Consider the following 17,757-nt stretch of genomic DNA (forward strand, 5'->3'; position numbering starts at 1 on the left):
GTATCCCGGAACTTCAACTTCTTATATCCGGAAAATTCTCAGGATTTCTATTTTAATATGTTCTGTCTTCTCTTAGATCAACAACACAGACACATTCGTTTCTCTTCTATACAAATTCGATTCTGGCTTTTTAATACTCTCATTTTCTAAGCCTCTTCTCTTTCTACATATTTCATATCTGTTTGATATGATTTAGCATAGTTGTATATTATCACCCTATTCCTAGTATGTCAATAGGAAAACGAAAGTTTTTTCCTGATAACCTTATCTTAGAATTTTATAGCTTTTAATAGTTAATAACTATATGTCTATCATTCAGATTACAAAAACATTTCAAAGCAAAGCAATTCGCAAATATAAGACAAAAAAGTGTACCGACAAGTTGATTTTTGAAACAATCTTGCCGGTACACTTGCACTCCTGATTTTCAACTTCCTGTTTATTTAATGCAGCTCTCGATCACGCCGCCGCCGACAACGATATCTCCGTCATAAAGAACAACTGCCTGTCCTTTTGTGATAGCTCTCTGTGGTTTGTCGAAACGCACATGAAGAACTCCATCCTCTGTCTGCCATGCCACTGCATCCTGCTCCGGATGACGGTAGCGGATCTTCGCTTTCAGCCTCATCGGCTCTTTCAGGGATTCGCAGGAAATCAGATTTACCTTTGCAGCTGTCAGTTCCGAATGAAAAAGATCCTCGTTACTTCCAAGAACTACCTGATTCAGCTTAGGTGAAATCTCACATACATACAGTCTGGAAGCAGCCGGAATACCAAGTCCTCTTCTCTGTCCAAGTGTATAATGAATGATTCCTTTGTGCTTACCGAGAACATTTCCCTCTGTATCCACGAATTCTCCCGGCTTTGATTTACGTCCGGTGTACTGTTCGATAAACTTCGCATAATCACCGTCCGGTACGAAACAGATATCCTGGCTGTCATGCTTTCTGGCATTGACAAAGCCATTCTTCTCTGCGATTTCACGAACTTCTGTCTTGCGCAGTCCGCCAAGCGGCAGGGAAATGTGCGCCAGCTGCTCCTGTGTCAGCATGTACAGCACGTAACTCTGGTCTTTCGTATCATCTACCGCTTTCTTTAATAAATAACGGCCTTTCTCCTCATCATACTCTATGCGGGCATAATGACCTGTTACGATATAATCGTACTCCAGTTCACGCATTCTCTGTAACATCTTGTCAAATTTCAGATAGCGGTTGCAGTCGATACATGGATTCGGCGTGCAGCCATGTTCGTACGCATCCACAAAACGATCCATGACATCTTCTTTAAATCTCTCTGAAAAGTTAAAGACATAATATTTAATTCCCATTCTGTAGCAGACACTTCTCGCATCCTCCACGTCATCCAGAGAACAGCAGGTATTTTCTCTCTTAACTCCTATGTCTTCATTGTGATACAATTTCATAGTAGCACCGATACACTCGTCGCCCGATTCCTTTGTCAGCAGAGCTGCCACAGAGCTATCCACTCCGCCGCTCATTGCGATAATTGCTTTTTTCATTTTTATTCCATCCTGTTCTATGATCCGATTACCCGGAATATTATTGTTTATAATAATTTTATTTATAGATGTCAGGGGCAAAAGGTATTTTGCCCCTGATATTTATTCTAACACATTTATGTAAAATAAAAAAAGCCCTAAAAAGGGCTTTTTACATTTTACACAAATAATGGAGTAGAATAGTAACGGTCACCGGAATCCGGAAGAAGTGCTACGATTGTCTTTCCTTTGTTCTCCGGTCTCTTAGCCAGTTCGATTGCTGCATAGAGAGCTGCACCAGAGGAAATACCAACCAGGATTCCTTCATGTTTAGCGATCAGTTTGCCTGTTGCAAACGCATCTTCGTTCTCTACCGGAATAATTTCATTATATACATCTGTGTTTAATGCTTTCGGAACAAATCCTGCACCGATACCCTGAATCTTATGCGGGCCGCTCTTTCCCTGGGAAAGTACCGGAGAAGTTGCAGGCTCTACTGCTACTACTTTTACATCTGGGTTCTGGGATTTGAGATATTCACCAACACCAGTGATAGTTCCGCCTGTACCAACACCTGCTACAAAGATATCAACCTGTCCATCTGTATCTCTCCAGATCTCCGGTCCTGTAGTTTTTCTGTGGATTGCCGGGTTTGCCGGGTTCTCGAACTGTCCCGGTATGAAACTGTTCTCATATTCAGCTGCCAGTTCATTTGCTTTCGCGATTGCACCGTTCATACCTTTTGTTCCGTCTGTTAAAACAATCTCTGCACCGTATGCTTTCAGAATGTTTCTTCTCTCAACACTCATTGTCTCCGGCATGGTAAGGATTACTCTGTATCCTTTGATTGCTGCAAGAGAGGCAAGACCAATTCCTGTGTTTCCTGATGTAGGCTCAATGATTACTGCGCCAGGTTTCAGAATACCTTTCTCTTCTGCATCTTCGATCATGCTCAGTGCGATACGGTCCTTAGCACTTCCTGCCGGGTTAAAGTACTCAAGTTTAACAAGAACCTTAGCTTCCAGACCAAGATCTTTCTCAATATTTCCAACCTCAAGGAGAGGTGTATTTCCAACCAGTTCTGCTGCGTTCTTATAAATTTTACCCATGAGTTCGTCCTCCCTGTTTTATATTTCATAGTAAATATATATGAATTATATGTTATATACATAATATGCCATAAAGCCGCTATTGTCAAGGGGTAAATTCAAAAATTTCCCGGTGCATATCCTTAGAGTGTGTTTGAAAAAGGCTTTCTACAAGATGTGCGTCACAATTTGTGGGAGATTTTGTCTGATTGAGGGCGGCGTAGCGGGCTACGCCAACCGAAAGAAGGCAAAATATACCGCAAAGTGGGGCGCACAGATTGCAGGAATGATTTTTCAAACACACTCCAGAACATGTTTGATGTCAAAACAGCCCCGCGATTGCACTTTCAAATCGCAGGGCTGTTGATAATCTGCTTTATACATCTATCGGTGTAATAACTCAGATCCGTTATTTATTTTTTCTCTTTCTTACCACTACCGTCGTGATAACCAATGCAGATGCTGCAAGAAGCAGAAATCAGATCACGTAGTCATTTCCCATCTGTTCATACCAGTCTTTGAGATCCTGGAGTGTTACTTTATCCAGTACACTCTCCATTGCCTCATCCAGCATCTTCCATAAGCGGAGTGTTACACACTCTCCGGCTTTGCTGCATTGGTTTGGTTCATCTTCCAGACAGGCTACCGGTTTCATGCTGCCCTCTGTCAGGCGCAGGATAGTGCCTACAGTGTAAGTCTTAGGCTCTCTGGCGAGCATATAACCGCCCTGGGCTCCTCTTAAACTCTTAACGTATCCTGCTTTCTTTAATGATGAAATAATCTGCTCCAGATATTTCTCGGAAATACCCTGTCTTGCAGCAATGTCTTTAATCTTGACCAGCTCACCTGTGTTATGCACAGCAAGGTCCAGCATCAGTCTTAACGCATATCTTCCTTTAGTAGATATCTGCATATTCCAAAACCCTCCTGATTTTATATTTCCCGGGTATCTGAAATCTTACTCTAACCCGGCATTATATTTATAGAAACTTTTATCTATTATTATCTTCTTCCAATTATATAGTATTCCTAGTTATTTAGTCAAGATATATTTTTATTTCCTATATGAATATAGCGGAATATAGGCTGCTGTTCACATGCTGCTATTTTATGATACTTTTTGTCATAATAATATGCCAAAATCCCATGACATTGTTATTATTCTTTACAGTCAAAAAATCACAGGACTCAACAACAAGCCCTGTGATTCTCATCCTTCTCTGTAATTATAGTAAATCCATAAATAATGCAGTATTTTATTGACTTGCCATAATATCTGCTGTCTCTTACTTCTCCAGTTCGTCTGCTGCTGAAAATACCTTAAATCCATTATTCTTAAGTACGCTCTCTGTCACTGTGATATCCTCGGAATGAAGGATCACTACTGGTCTGAGGTCTTTTCTGTGGAAAGAAGTGTAGATGTAGTCAAGACTTACATTGCTGTCTGCCATAATTTTCAGAAGTTCATCCAGACCGCCTACCTGATCCTTCATATCTACTACGATTGCCTGTGTGATACGGTTCATATATCCGCTCTGATTTAAAATAATCTCTGCCTTATCCGGATCGTCACAGATCATACGGAAGATTGCAAATTCCGGTGCATCGAAGCATGCAAAACCATAAATGTTAATGTTATTATTGGCAAGCAGGCCCGTCACTCTCTTAAGACTTCCTGCTTTATTTTCTACAAATACAATGTTCTGTTTTATCATATTGATTTCTTCCTCTCATTCTTACTCTACTTCCCCTGCATAAGGCATCAATAAATTTTCTTATTTCAAGGCGGGGCGTGCAGATTGCCGGAATGATTTTTTCAAACACACTCTGGTGTTTACATCTCTTCATCCACATATCTCTGAATATTAGACGCATTTACATACTTCGTCATATGCTCACCATCCGTGATAACCAGCGTCGGTGCCTGCATGATTCCGAATTCCTTTGCCATCTCCGGATTCTTCTCCGCGTCGATGATCTCCAGTTCTTCGCCCTCGAGCATCTTCTTTGCCATCTTACAGTTCGGGCAGGTGCTTGTTGTAAACAAATATTTATGTGATGTCACCGGCTCAATCTTCACATCATCTTTTGTCATGGTAACCATGCTTGTGTGTACCGGCTGCATTTTCTTGATATCGGAATGCATCACATCATAGAGTGTACGGTTCTTATATTCCTGAGCCTTACCGTCATTCCAGTTCTGTACCGGTCTGTAATATCCGGTGATACGGCTGTAAACTTCTGCCTTCTTGCCACATGTCGGACAGGTGAAATGCTCACCACTGATATATCCATGTTCCTTACATACCGAATATGTCGGGGAAATGGTGTAATACGGCAGTTTATAATTCTCTGCAATCTTACGCACCAGTGCGGCTGCTGCCTTCCAGTCAGGAAGCTTCTCACCGATAAATGCATGGAATACAGTTCCTGATGTATACAATGTCTGCAGTTCATCCTGAATATCCAGTGCATCAAAGATATCTGTCGTATACTCAACCGGAAGATGAGAACTGTTTGTATAGTAAGGAGTATCTCCTTTCTTTCCGGCAGTCTTGATGTCCGGCCAGCGCTTTCTGTCGTGTTTTGCCAGACGATATGCGGTAGATTCCGCAGGTGTTGCCTCCAGGTTGAAAAGCTCGCCCTCGTATTTCTCCTGATAATCGGAGAGACGTTCTCTCATATGAAGCAGAACTTCTTTTGTAAATTTCCGGGTGTTCTCGTCGGACATATCTCCGCCTAACCAACGTGCATTCAATCCAACTTCATTCATTCCTACCAGACCAATCGTTGAGAAATGATTGGAAAAGCTTCCCAGGTATCTCTTTGTGTATGGATATAATCCCTCATCCAGCAGTTTACCAATGACTTCTCTCTTGATATGAAGAGAACGTGCGGAAATATCCATCAGACGATCCAGACGGTTATAAAATTCCTCAGGTGTCCTGGAAAGGTATGCGATACGCGGCATATTGATTGTTACAACGCCGACAGATCCGGTACTCTCTCCTGATCCAAAGAATCCACCGCTCTTCTTACGCAGTTCTCTTAAGTCCAGACGCAGACGGCAGCACATGCTTCGGATATCGCTTGGTTTCATATCACTGTTGATATAGTTTGAGAAATATGGTGTTCCATATTTGGATGTCATCTCAAAGAGCAGACGGTTATTCTCTGTATCAGACCAGTCAAACTCTTTCGTAATGGAATAAGTCGGAATCGGATACTGGAATCCGCGTCCGTTGGCATCACCCTCGATCATTGTCTCGATAAATGCCTTATTGATCATGTCCATCTCTTTCTTACAGTCTTTGTACTTGAAGTCCATATTCTTACCGCCCACGATAGCAGGAAGCTCTGCAAGGTCATCCGGTACGGTCCAGTCCAGTGTGATATTGGAGAACGGTGCCTGTGTTCCCCATCTGCTTGGAGTATTTACTCCATAAATAAAGGATTCAATGCACTTCTTCACTTCCGGATAGCTTAAATTGTCTGCTTTAACAAACGGTGCAAGATACGTATCAAAAGAAGAGAATGCCTGTGCACCGGCCCACTCATTCTGCATGATTCCAAGGAAGTTGACCATCTGGTTACAAAGAACGCTTAAATGCTTCGCCGGTGAAGATGTGATCTTACCTTCGATTCCGCCAAGTCCCTCCTGAATCAGCTGCTTCAGTGACCATCCTGCACAATATCCGGTCAGCATGGACAAATCGTGGATATGAATATCTGCATTTCTGTGCGCCTCTGCAATCTCATTGTCATAAATCTCAGACAGCCAGTAGTTAGCAGTAACTGCACCGGAGTTGCTTAAGATCAGACCACCGACAGAATAAGTAACGGTAGAGTTCTCTTTTACACGCCAGTCCTCAACTTTAACATAGCTGTTTACGATTTCTTTGTAGTCAAGAATCGTTGACTTCATATTGCGGACTTTCTCTCTCTGCTTACGATAAAGAATATATGCCTTGGCCACATCTGAATAACCTGCCTGGATCAGTACGTTCTCTACGCTGTCCTGAATCTCCTCTACTGTAATCTTATTATCTGTGATTTTGTCCTGAAAATCAGAAGTAACACGCAGCCCTAAGAGATCGATCATCTCTTCGCTATAATTTTTCTCTTTCGCATCAAAGGCTTTATGGATTGCGGCTGTAATCTTGCCAATTTTAAATTCGTCCATCTCGCCGTCACGTTTTACTACCTGAAACATAACTATTGCCCCCATTTTCTCTTGTTCATATGTCCTGTTACGGACACTTGCCGTTTACCGTTCACTCCGTTCCCGGCAAACGCTGTAGGTTTATTGTATCAGAGTATCTATCTTTCGTCAACACGCAAAAACACCACATAATGTTCCCTATCTCTCGAAAAAGTACAATATATGGTGTTTTTCAGGTTTTTAAATTTTTTATTCTATTGAAGCGCATACGTCGGTTTATTGCTTTTATGCCAAATTCAAAAGTTTCATCCCGAAAAGCTCATTCCAGAATATATTTACACAACTTTAGGATAAATTTCCTTCGGCACTCTGGCCTTCACAGCGATTCCCTCATCTGTGTATTCTTCCGAGATCAGCTGGCCATACTCACGTATAAGCTGAATCTTTCCTGCTTCGCTGTATGGGAAAAGGCGCTCTACATAAATCTGTTCTTCTGCCAGAAGCTTCTCCAGCAGGTCATTGAGATCATCCAGTCCCTCTCCTGTCTTTGCAGAAATCTTCAGCGTATAATCAGACTTAAAATCTCTCAGCACAGAAGCGCCAGGCGCATCCTGCTTGTTAAAAAGTGTGATGATCTTCTTTCCCATCACGCCAAGCTCGCGTAGTGTCTCATATACAACATGCATCTGCATCTCAGCCTGCGGATTCGAGGAATCCACAACGTGGATAATGTAATCCGCATATTTCGCCTCTTCCAGTGTACTCTTGAATGCCTCTACCAGATGATGCGGCAGTTTATGAATAAATCCTACCGTATCCGTCAGCAGAATCTGCTGCCCATCTTTCAGATTGAGCAGTCTGGTCGTCGGGTCCAGTGTTGCAAACAATTTATCTTCGGACAGGACATCAGAACCTGTCAGTTTATTTAACAGTGTAGACTTTCCTGCATTCGTATATCCCACGATTGCAGCAGTCTTCATATTGCCTCTCGCACGACTGGAACGAATCAGCTCTCTGTGCTTCTCTACCTGAGACAGTTCCTGTTTCAGTGCAGAAATTCTGGTACGGATCAGGCGTCGGTCTGTCTCCAGTTTCTTCTCACCAGGACCTCTCGTTCCGATTCCTCCGCCCAGACGGGAAAGAGATTCTCTCAAACCAACCAAACGTGCCGCTCTGTAGCGGAGCTGTGCAAGCTCTACCTGAATCTTACCTTCACTGGTGATAGCGCGTGCCGCAAAGATATCCAGAATCAGCAATGTTCTGTCCATTACCTTGCAGTCGAGCTCACGCTCCAGGTTATTTAACTGTGCAGGAGAAAGTTCATCATCACAGATAATACCAGTCGCATCCATGGCATACACCAACGCACGCACTTCCTCGATCTTACCTTTACCGATATAGGTTCCCGGATGCACTGCTTCGCGATTTTGTATGATCTTACCTACTGTGACAGCTCCTGCAGTTGAGGCAAGCTCTTCCAGCTCATCCAGTGATTCCTCTACGTTGTCGTTATCACCTGTCTGAACCCCTACAAGAACTACCCGTTCCTCCAGCTTTCCAAATTCTTCCATAACATCTCCTTAATCAGACAATTGTGAATCAGCACTGCTATCTTCCCCACTTACACGGGTCTTCAGAAAAGCCAGCTCTTTTTTCACTGTCTTATCATCCGGATACAGTCCCAGATATTCGTTCGCTTTCTGCAGCGCAGTCTGGAAGTCCAGCTTCTTCTCATATACAGCAATCTCATTAAACAGCAGACTCTGCATATCTTCTGCATCTGCCACATGGATTCCACTTGATATATTAGAAAGAGCACTGTCGTAATCTCCGTCCTCTATATCGCATAATGCAAGCCCGTTGAATCCTTTTGCCCCATTCTCAGCCTGTGATACATACTGCTGGAACATTGTCCTCGCATTCGCGCTGTCTCCCTGATCCATGTATACCATTCCAAGAAGTGCCAGAGCTTCTGTATTATCACCGTCTATGGCCTGTTTCAGCTCAGCTGTCGCGTTTTCATAATCATCCATGTAATAATAAACACGGCCTCTGTCACAGTGATCCTGCGCATTCTTCGCATTTCCGGATAATGCCGCTTCCAGATAACGGGTTCCGTCTGCTTCCATATCCTTGTCCAGATATGCTCCATAAATCTGGAGTGCTCTGTCATAGGTCGCATCCTCGCCATATGCCTGCTCGAAATTAGAGGAAGCTTCTTCATAAGAATCCATAGCCAATGCAGTCTCACCTGTCAGAAAATACAGATCAGCATCCATATTGTAAGATTCCGCCAGCGCCTGACAGTCTGCCATTGCCTCTTCATATTCTTTCAGTTTCAGATAAGCCGCCGCCCTGTAAGAAAGGATATCTTTCCTTAATGCCTTGCCAACTTTGTCACAGTCAAGGGCATTGCTAAAATATGTTACCGCCTCATCATAATTTCCCAGTTTCAGCTGAGCCACTCCTGCTCCCCTGTATGACTGGGCAGGCTTCACACCTGCAGATATCGCAGCCTCATATTCTTCCAGTGCAACCTCATAATTTCCATCTTCCAGATCCTGGGCTGCCTGCTTATAATTCTTCGTACTTTCTGCACTGCAGCCTGTCAAGAGTGTAAGACTCAGACAGGCTGCAGCCAGAAACAATCCTGTTTTTATGTTATTCATGCAATTCCTTTGCCTGCAGATCAGTCAACGATCAGACCTTCTGCTTCCATTACTTTCACTACTCGCTCAACATTCTCGCGGCAGATCTCATCAGTTCCGGCTTCCACCATAACACGGATCAGTGGCTCTGTACCACTCTCACGTACAAGGATACGTCCATCGCTGCCAAGACTCTTGGCAACTTCATTTACAACTTTAACCACATTTTGATTCTCTCTTGCCGTCTTTTTATCTGCTACGCGCACATTTCTCAGAAGCTGTGGATAAACTTTCATCTCTTTTGCGAGATCACACAGAGTTGCTTTCTTCTCTACACATGCCTCCATCACCATCAGAGAAGTAAGGATTCCATCACCCGTTGCGGCATAACGGCTGAAAATGATATGTCCGGACTGCTCACCGCCAAGACTGTAATCATTCTCCATCATATTCTCGGCAACATATTTATCACCTACGGCAGTCTGCTCATACTTCATGCCTTCTCTTTCCAGAGATTTATACAGACCAAGGTTTGACATAACAGTTGTTACTACCGTGTTGCCATTTAGTCTTCCCTGCTCTTTGAGATATTTTCCACATACATACATGATCTTATCACCATCAATCACATTTCCTTTGTGATCGACTGCGATACAGCGGTCAGCATCACCATCATAGGCAAAACCGATATCCAGGCCATTATCCACCACATATTTCTGAAGTACTTCAATATGAGTAGAACCGCAGTTCGTATTGATATTTGTACCATCCGGCTGATTATTGATCACATAAGTCTTTGCCTGAAGTGCATCAAATACACTCTTTGCGATAGCGGAAGAACTTCCGTTTGCACAGTCAAGACCTACCTTGATTCCCTTAAAATCACGGCTTGGGATAGAAATCAGATGTCCGATATAACGGTTTCTTCCGGAAGCAAAGTCTACGGTACGTCCGATATCCTCTTTCGTTGCCAGAGGGAGATCCTCGATCAGACCATCAAGATATGCCTCGATTCTTGCCTCTACCTCTGCTTCAATCTTCTGTCCATTGCCGTTAAGGAGCTTGATTCCATTATCATAAAATGGATTGTGGCTTGCAGAGATCATGATTCCACAGTCAAAATCCTCTGTACGTACTGCATAGGAAACACTCGGAGTAGTCGTTACATGAAGAAGATATGCATCTGCACCGGATGCAGTCAGACCTGCAACAAGTGCATACTCGAACATATAGCTGCTTCTTCTTGTATCTTTACCGATTACGATCTTGGCCTTATGGTCTCTTCCGTAATACCAGCCTACATAACGTCCTACTTTAAACGCATGGTCTACTGTCAGTTTGACATTAGCTTCTCCTCGAAATCCATCTGTTCCAAAATATTTTCCCATAATATAACTCTCCTTTCACTTACACAGTTGTATACATTTATCTTTTTTACAACTATTCAGCCCTCTGCCATTGCAGTTACTCTTTTATTTATAAAGTCCCTGCGGATATACACCTGCATCTGTGAGATTTTTAAATGCTTCCATCACTGCTTCTTTATCTTCCTGATAAGTTACGCCAAACCAGGTATCCTTTGTCTCCAGGACATCCACGCTGGCGCTGCCGTTCTTGATCAGCTGATCTACCAGAATTGGAAGCAGATATTCTTTCTTAATATCATCCGGAGCCAGGCTGCTTAAGAATTCTACGAAACCCTTCTCAAGGATTTCCATAAAGTCCGGGGTCAGACCCCACATGTTCATGGAAACCAGATCCTTTACATCAAGTTTTCGTACGCTTCCATCTGCATTTCTTGCCTCAGCGCCATCAGCAGTCTTAAATATATCATGTGTTTCATCCACACCTGTAAGCTGTCCATTCTCAATGTTGCAGATTCCTCTTGTAACACTTCCGTTATCACTTAATGTGTTGCCAAGTCTGAAACCTGCCATGCAGATATGAATCCTGCCGTCTTTTGGCTGTTCCTGAATAAGGTAATCATGAACTTTTATATAGGCTTCCTTTCCATAGTAGTCATCTGCATTGATTACGATAAATGGCTCATCCAGTACTTTCTTTGCAGCAAGTACGGCCTGGCCGGTTCCCCATGGTTTCGTGCGGTCAGCTGGTTTGGTGAAGCCTTCCGGCAGATCATCAAGTTCCTGGAATACATATTCTACTTCTGTGATCTTCTCGATACGCTCACCGATCACTTTGCGGAATTCTTCTTCCAGATCCTTGCGGATGATAAATACTACTTTGTTAAATCCAGCTTCCAGTGCATCATGGATAGAATAGTCCATGATAATCTCTCCGCACGGTCCTACCGGCGCAAGCTGTTTGATTCCCTTTCCAAAACGACTTCCGATTCCTGCCGCCATAATTACAAGTGCTGTTTTCTGCATAAATATTTTCCTCCTGTTTACCTTCTCCCCAAAATCTATTCTTCATCCTGCAGGTTACTTAATTTAGCTGCCTGATCTGCCGCGATCAGACTGTCAATAATCTCATCCAGGTCACCATTTAAAATATTCTCAAGTCTGTGCAGTGTCAGTTTGATTCTATGATCGGTCACACGTCCCTGTGGGAAGTTATAAGTTCTGATCTTCTCGGAACGGTCACCTGTCCCGATCTGGCTTCTTCTTGCCTCAGCCTCAGCGTCATGCTGTTTCGCAAGTTCCATCTCATACAGACGGGAACGCAGGACTTTCAGCGCCTTATCCTTGTTCTTAAGCTGTGACTTCTCATCCTGACAGGAGATAACGATTCCTGTCGGAATATGAGTCAGACGTACCGCAGAGTCTGTAGTATTGACACACTGTCCACCATTTCCTGATGCACGGAATACGTCAAATTTACAGTCATTCATATCCAGATGGAAGTCGATTTCCTCCGCTTCCGGCATGATCGCAACTGTACAGGTAGAGGTATGGATACGTCCGCCGGATTCTGTCTCCGGAACTCGCTGTACACGATGCACACCGCTCTCATATTTCAGTCTGGAATATGCACCCGCACCTGTGATCATGAATGTTACTTCCTTGAAACCACCGATTCCGTTCTCATTAAGACTCATCATCTCTGTTTTCCAGCGGCGGGATTCTGCGTATTTTACATACATACGGTAAATCTCCGCTGCAAAAAGAGCTGCCTCGTCTCCACCGGCACCTGCACGAATCTCAACGATAACGTTCTTGTTATCATTCGGGTCCTTCGGCAGAAGCAGGATCTTAAGTTCATGTTCCAGTTCCTCTACATTCTTCTTCGCATCAGATAACTCTTCCTTGAGCATCTCACGCATATCTTCGTCCTTCTCCTCCTCAAGCATGGAAAGACTATCCTGAATCGTCTCTTTATTCTTCTTATACTCGCGGTAAGCATCTACGATTGGCTGCAGGTCACTCTGTTCCTTCATCAGCTTCTGAAAATGCTCCTGATTATCTGTAACACCAGGCTCTCCAAGCTCATTAAGCACTTCTTCAAAGCGAATGAGCAGATCGTCTAATTTATCAAACATATTTCTCCTCCTGTAGTTTCTTTCGTCCAAGAACCACGCGGTCCAGCCCGCAAAGGTCCTGCCTTATCTCAATATCTTCATAGCCTTCTTTTCGTAAAAGGTCAGCCACATCTTCTCCCTGGCTGCATCCGATCTCATATAAGAGCCAGCCACCCGGGGCAAGATAATTCTTTGCCTGTCTGGTGATGGTCCTGTAGAAATAAAGACCATCCTCCAGGCCATCCAGAGCCATTCGCGGATCATGAAGCCTCACTTCTTCCATCAGCCCTTCAATCTCTGCGGTAGGAATATATGGCGGATTTGATATAATCATATCATAAGCTATGCTATGATTTCCATTGCTATTTTTATGTTCAGCATATTTTATTATATCTTTTTCCGAAACGCCCGCTTCATGTACTATGTTTTGCATTTCAGAATTCACTGCCTGCACTTTATCTGTATCTGAACCATTTTGTATACATTCCTGCCTCTCCTTAAAAAAAGCAGAAGAAAACAGATCACCCTGTATAAACTCAGCTCTGTCAGCCACCTCCAGTGTCCGGGCATTTCGCTCTGCCACTTCCAGTGCCAGTTCTGACAGATCCACGCCTGTTCCACAGGCCTTTGGCATTTCTTTCAGAATGCTTATCAGGATACAGCCTGATCCTGTACACATGTCCAGTATATGCAGCTCTTTGTCGGCTTCTGCTGTCTTCGCACATTCAAGTGCTGCTTCCACCAGAGTTTCCGTGTCCTGTCTCGGCACCAGCACGTTTTCATTTACATAAAATTCATATCCCATAAAAAAAGCCTGATGCGTCAGATGCTGCAGCGGTATGTGCTCAGCACGTCTGCCAATCAGTTTCAGATATTGATCAGCAGTCTCTTCTGAGACATTCTCTTCTCCGTGTGCAAAATAATACGCCCGGCTTTTTCCTGTTGTATATTCCAGAAGGAGCCAGGCATCCAGCCCGGCTTCCCCAATCCCTGCCTTCGCAAGGATATTCTGTCCTTTTTTTAATAACCCTGTCAGAGTTTCACTGCTCATGGAGTCATACCTTTCTCTTTATTGTTCAAATATTTCAATCATTATTGGCACTGTTCCTTATAATATACAGAATTTATGTTACTGTTCACACTCCACTATCCCGCGAGGTGTTTTGGCATGGATATGCCAAAATCCCGAGACATACAAGCCAAAATTCCATTGCCGCAGGCAATCTGGAATGAATTTTGGCTGCGTTACTGAGAACGGAGTGAACAGTAACGAATTTATATTATTTCTCACTCTGCTTTTTTCTGAGCAGCATTTTCTGAAACTGTATTCCCAGATACATTTTCAGGTTCAACCTCAACGCCAAACTCTTCTTTCAGGTATGCTCTCCAGTCAAAGACTGCCTCAACAGCTTTGATTGCAACTTCTGCCATATCTGCTGTCGGTTCCTTGGTTGTCAGTTTCTGCATTGCCAGACCTGGTTTGCTGAAGAAATCAGCGATCTTGCTGTCTGATCTGCCTGCCCACTGGATGATCTCAAATGAAATTCCGGCAACGACCGGCACCATGAGGAGTCTTCCGAAGAGTCTCACCCAGTAAACCGGAACCAGTACAAAAATAAAATGCAGGAAAATGCTGACAAGCATAACCAGAAACAGAAAGCTTGTTCCGCAGCGTTTATGCTGTCTGGAACTTGCCATGACATTCTCTACGGTAAGCGGCAGTCCATGTTCCACGCAGTTAATACATTTGTGTTCTGCGCCGTGATACATGAAAGTTCTCTGAATATCCTTCATTCTGGAAATCAGAAGCATGTATCCCATAAATAATGCCAGTTTCACAAATGCCTCCACTACGGTAACTACGAACTCTGAAGCACCGACTTTCCTGCAAAGACTTGCAAGCGCATATGGCAGTAACATAAATGCCGCAATCGATACTACAATTGAAATCGCAACTGTCACATATAACAGCCATTTAAACTGCTTATCTTCCTTTTCTTTCTTCGCCTCGCGCTCTTCCTCGGAAAGTGCTGCGTTTGCTTTTGCCTCTTCTTCATCCTCTTCATCTCCCGCAATCTCGGCAGAGTACATCAGGCACTTCGTGCCGACTACAAGGGAATCAATGAAGCTGACCACACCACGGATCAATGGGTACTTAAGAAATTTCGCATTTCCCAGTACAGATCTGTAGTCTTCTACTTTTAATTCAATCTCATTGTCTGGTCTGCGGACAGCAATGGAATATTTGTCTTTATGACGCATCATAATACCTTCCATTACAGCCTGACCACCGATATTTGATGATCTCATTCTTCTCTCCCGAAAGAAATTTAAGAAGGCTTTTCTTATTTCAGAGAAACTTTCGCGCTACCAGACTTCTAAATGAAGCGTAACTCTTTTACAACTTCTCCAGAAAACAAGAAAGGTTGAGATTTCCCAACCTCAACCTTCTCAATTTCTACTATATTCTGATTATTTGTTCAGGCCGTATTTCTTATTGAACTTATCGATACGTCCACGAGCCTGAGCTGCTTTCTGCTGACCTGTATAGAATGGATGACATTTAGAGCAGATTTCTACGTGGATGTCCTGTTTTGTAGATCCTGTTACGAATGTGTTTCCACAGTTGCAGGTTACAGTTGCCTGATAATAATTAGGATGGATTCCTTCTCTCATGATTTTCACCTCTCTGTAAAGATTCTATTTTCTATTCGTATTCATTTGACGAATTTACTATTAAACAGCTTTATGAGTATAACATATTGTCCTGTAGAATGCAAGATATTTTAAAATTTATTTAATATATTTTTTAGAAATTTTGTAGTTACTGTTCACTGATAATATCCCGCGAAGTGTTTTTGCATGAAACTGGTCAATCGGATAAAATCATCCGCTTTCTAAATAAATTTCTGCTTCTTGACTGTCTGTACAAACTCTTCATTATTTTTGGTGCGTGCAAACATATTCAGAATCTGCTCGACTGCATCTTCAGACTTCATACCGTTGAGAGCTTTTCGCATAATGTATACGGCTTCCTGCTCTTCTCTGGACAGAAGCAAGTCTTCCCTTCTCGTACCGGATTTCTGAATGTCAATAGCCGGGAATACTCGTTTTTCCTGTAATTTACGGTCGAGAACGAGTTCCATATTACCGGTTCCCTTGAATTCTTCATAGATTACATCATCCATCTTACTTCCTGTATCTACCAGAGCTGTCGCAAGAATCGTAAGACTTCCGCCCTCTCTCATATTTCTCGCAGCGCCAAAAAATCTCTTAGGCATATGAAGTGCCGCCGGGTCAAGACCACCTGAAAGGGTTCTTCCGCTTGGCGGGATGATCAGGTTGTATGCTCTTGCAAGTCTTGTGATAGAGTCAAGCAGGATCGTAACATCCTTTTTGTGCTCTACCAGACGGCGCGCACGCTCTACAACCATCTCAGATACACGTTTGTGATGTTCTGGCAGTTCATCAAATGTAGAATAAATAACTTCTACATTATCACCACGAATCGCCTCTTTGATATCCGTAACCTCTTCAGGACGTTCATCGATCAGAAGAATGATCAGGTGCATGTCCGGATTATTTCGCAGAATCGATTTGGCAACGTCTTTTAAAAGAGTTGTCTTACCTGCTTTCGGAGGAGATACGATCATACCTCTCTGGCCTTTACCGATAGGGCTGATCAGATCCACGATTCTCATCGCAACTGTTCCACCCGGTCTTTCCATTTTAAGTCTCTCGTTTGGAAAAATCGGCGTCATGTCCTCGAAATTATATCGTTTCTGACCTTCACTTGGATGGAATCCATTGATGGAAGTGACATATAAAAGGGCGCTGAACTTCTCACCCTGTGTCTTAATACGGATATTTCCTTTGATAATGTCTCCTGTTTTCAGGTTAAATCTGCGGATCTGGGAAGGTGATACATAAATATCATTTTCTCCCGGCATATAATTCTCACAGCGGATAAACCCATATCCGTCCGGAAGTACCTCCAGGATTCCATCTGCGCGTTCTCCGCTGTCAAGCTGCGCTGTCTCTGATGGAGCATGATACTGCGGTCTTTCCTGCATGCGCTCCTGATTTCTGTCCTGTACACGCTCAAACTGGCGTTCCTGACGCTCCTGATTTCTGTCCTGTGCACGTTCCGGCTGACGATCCTGGCGTTCCTGATTTCTATCCTGCATGCGCTCCGGCTGGCGGTCTTGCTGTCTGATATACGGCTGTGGTCTGATGTACTGCTGCGGTCTGGCATACTGCTGTGGTTCTTCATTTACGCCCGCACTGTCGGAAATATTTTCTTGCTGCGGCTTTTCCTGCATTGTTTCCTGTGATTTTGAAGCATTCTCCAGTTCATCTTCGTGAAGCATTCTCTCGATCAACTCTGGTTTTCTTAATGCAGAAACCCCTTTTAACCCTCTGGCCTTTGCCAATTCTTTTAAAGTTGCCAGTGATAATGATTCATACTTTTCTCTCATAAAATAATCCTCTGCCTTTTTATCCAAAAATTAATAGTCACAATTATTTTGATTGGTTTTTTCAAATTCTTATGTATCTTAATGGTCTTTCTTAACAATGTTACTTATTAATGTTTCTTCGCAATTTTTCTTAATAGTGTTTCTTATGGATGTTGTTCTACATTCTTTTTCTATAACAGTTAATGGGATAATCTGTCCGAAACGACATGAATATCAGATTATGTTACTGTTCACTCTGTGCACAGTAACCAGATTATGGCAGCGTCCAAAGCCACAATATTCACATTTATCTTAGCACATCTTCTACGATTCTGACAATACTATATTATTCCAAAACGTATTTCCTGGCAAGACAATTTTAACGTCAAAAAAGTTCCTGTTTCGATTTTCCGCCAGAAG

General features: G+C 43.1%; 16 protein-coding genes. 1 reads left to right on the forward strand and 15 read right to left on the reverse strand.

Going from position 1 to position 17,757, the window contains the following annotated elements; genetic code table 11:
* Positions 1-439: 439 nt before the first annotated feature.
* From mnmA to WKT11_RS04680, 3 genes are all read right to left on the reverse strand, one after another.
* Positions 440-1,522: a tRNA 2-thiouridine(34) synthase MnmA gene (mnmA, locus tag WKT11_RS04670; RefSeq protein ID WP_117674350.1), complete on the reverse strand. Its 1,083-nt coding sequence runs from the start codon at positions 1,520-1,522 to the stop codon at positions 440-442.
* Positions 1,523-1,680: 158 nt separating this feature from the next.
* Positions 1,681-2,610, reverse strand: a complete 930-nt coding sequence (gene cysK, locus WKT11_RS04675) for a cysteine synthase A (RefSeq protein WP_117674349.1) — start codon at positions 2,608-2,610, stop codon at positions 1,681-1,683.
* An 85-nt stretch (positions 2,611-2,695) separates the two neighbouring features.
* Positions 2,696-2,866 (reverse strand): DUF6783 domain-containing protein, encoded by a 171-nt coding sequence (locus WKT11_RS04680; RefSeq protein ID WP_334295132.1) that lies wholly within the window; start codon positions 2,864-2,866, stop codon positions 2,696-2,698.
* Between WKT11_RS04680 and WKT11_RS04685 the strand changes: the two genes are divergently transcribed.
* Positions 2,798-2,956 carry a DUF6783 domain-containing protein gene (locus WKT11_RS04685; protein ID WP_334295133.1) on the forward strand — a complete coding sequence of 53 codons (159 nt, stop codon included), beginning with the start codon at positions 2,798-2,800 and terminating at the stop codon, positions 2,954-2,956. The two genes, WKT11_RS04680 and WKT11_RS04685, sit on opposite strands and share 69 nt — an antisense overlap.
* Before the next feature lie 111 nt (positions 2,957-3,067).
* On the opposite strand, the gene WKT11_RS04690 is transcribed toward WKT11_RS04685, so the two are convergent.
* From WKT11_RS04690 to rho, 12 genes are all read right to left on the reverse strand, one after another.
* Entirely contained in the window at positions 3,068-3,502 is a 435-nt protein-coding gene (locus WKT11_RS04690; RefSeq protein ID WP_117674347.1) for an RrF2 family transcriptional regulator, read from the reverse strand.
* Positions 3,503-3,875: 373 nt separating this feature from the next.
* Entirely contained in the window at positions 3,876-4,304 is a 429-nt protein-coding gene (locus tag WKT11_RS04695) for an amino acid-binding protein (RefSeq protein WP_117674346.1), read from the reverse strand.
* Positions 4,305-4,423: 119 nt separating this feature from the next.
* The gene (locus tag WKT11_RS04700; protein ID WP_117674345.1) at positions 4,424-6,802 is read right to left on the reverse strand and encodes a ribonucleoside triphosphate reductase; all 2,379 of its coding nucleotides are present in this window, start codon (positions 6,800-6,802) and stop codon (positions 4,424-4,426) included.
* A 284-nt stretch (positions 6,803-7,086) separates the two neighbouring features.
* The gene (gene hflX, locus WKT11_RS04705) at positions 7,087-8,322 is read right to left on the reverse strand and encodes a GTPase HflX (RefSeq protein ID WP_117674344.1); all 1,236 of its coding nucleotides are present in this window, start codon (positions 8,320-8,322) and stop codon (positions 7,087-7,089) included.
* A gap of 9 nt (positions 8,323-8,331) precedes the next feature.
* Positions 8,332-9,420 carry a tetratricopeptide repeat protein gene (locus tag WKT11_RS04710; protein ID WP_117674343.1) on the reverse strand — a complete coding sequence of 363 codons (1,089 nt, stop codon included), beginning with the start codon at positions 9,418-9,420 and terminating at the stop codon, positions 8,332-8,334.
* Positions 9,421-9,440: 20 nt separating this feature from the next.
* On the reverse strand, positions 9,441-10,787 hold the full coding sequence (glmM, locus tag WKT11_RS04715; RefSeq protein ID WP_117674342.1) for a phosphoglucosamine mutase: 1,347 nt from the start codon (positions 10,785-10,787) through the stop codon (positions 9,441-9,443).
* Positions 10,788-10,871: 84 nt separating this feature from the next.
* Positions 10,872-11,789 (reverse strand): nucleotidyltransferase family protein, encoded by a 918-nt coding sequence (locus WKT11_RS04720; RefSeq protein WP_117674341.1) that lies wholly within the window; start codon positions 11,787-11,789, stop codon positions 10,872-10,874.
* A 35-nt stretch (positions 11,790-11,824) separates the two neighbouring features.
* Entirely contained in the window at positions 11,825-12,901 is a 1,077-nt protein-coding gene (prfA, locus tag WKT11_RS04725) for a peptide chain release factor 1 (RefSeq protein WP_117674340.1), read from the reverse strand.
* Positions 12,894-13,931, reverse strand: coding sequence for a N5-glutamine methyltransferase family protein (locus tag WKT11_RS04730; RefSeq protein WP_117674339.1), 1,038 nt, complete (start codon positions 13,929-13,931; stop codon positions 12,894-12,896). Before WKT11_RS04730 ends, prfA begins: the two co-directional genes overlap by 8 nt.
* A 236-nt stretch (positions 13,932-14,167) precedes the next feature.
* Positions 14,168-15,190, reverse strand: a complete 1,023-nt coding sequence (locus WKT11_RS04735) for a DUF1385 domain-containing protein (protein ID WP_117674338.1) — start codon at positions 15,188-15,190, stop codon at positions 14,168-14,170.
* Between the two features lie 162 nt (positions 15,191-15,352).
* Positions 15,353-15,556 (reverse strand): 50S ribosomal protein L31, encoded by a 204-nt coding sequence (gene rpmE, locus WKT11_RS04740; RefSeq protein WP_020993628.1) that lies wholly within the window; start codon positions 15,554-15,556, stop codon positions 15,353-15,355.
* Positions 15,557-15,777: 221 nt separating this feature from the next.
* A complete protein-coding gene (gene rho, locus WKT11_RS04745; RefSeq protein WP_117674337.1) occupies positions 15,778-17,358 on the reverse strand; it encodes a transcription termination factor Rho in 1,581 nt (526 codons plus the stop codon).
* Between the last annotated feature and the right edge of the window lie 399 nt (positions 17,359-17,757).

The organism is Blautia sp. HCN-1074 (genome assembly GCF_037890165.1).
In the GTDB taxonomy this organism is placed as follows: Bacteria; Bacillota; Clostridia; order Lachnospirales; family Lachnospiraceae; genus Blautia_A.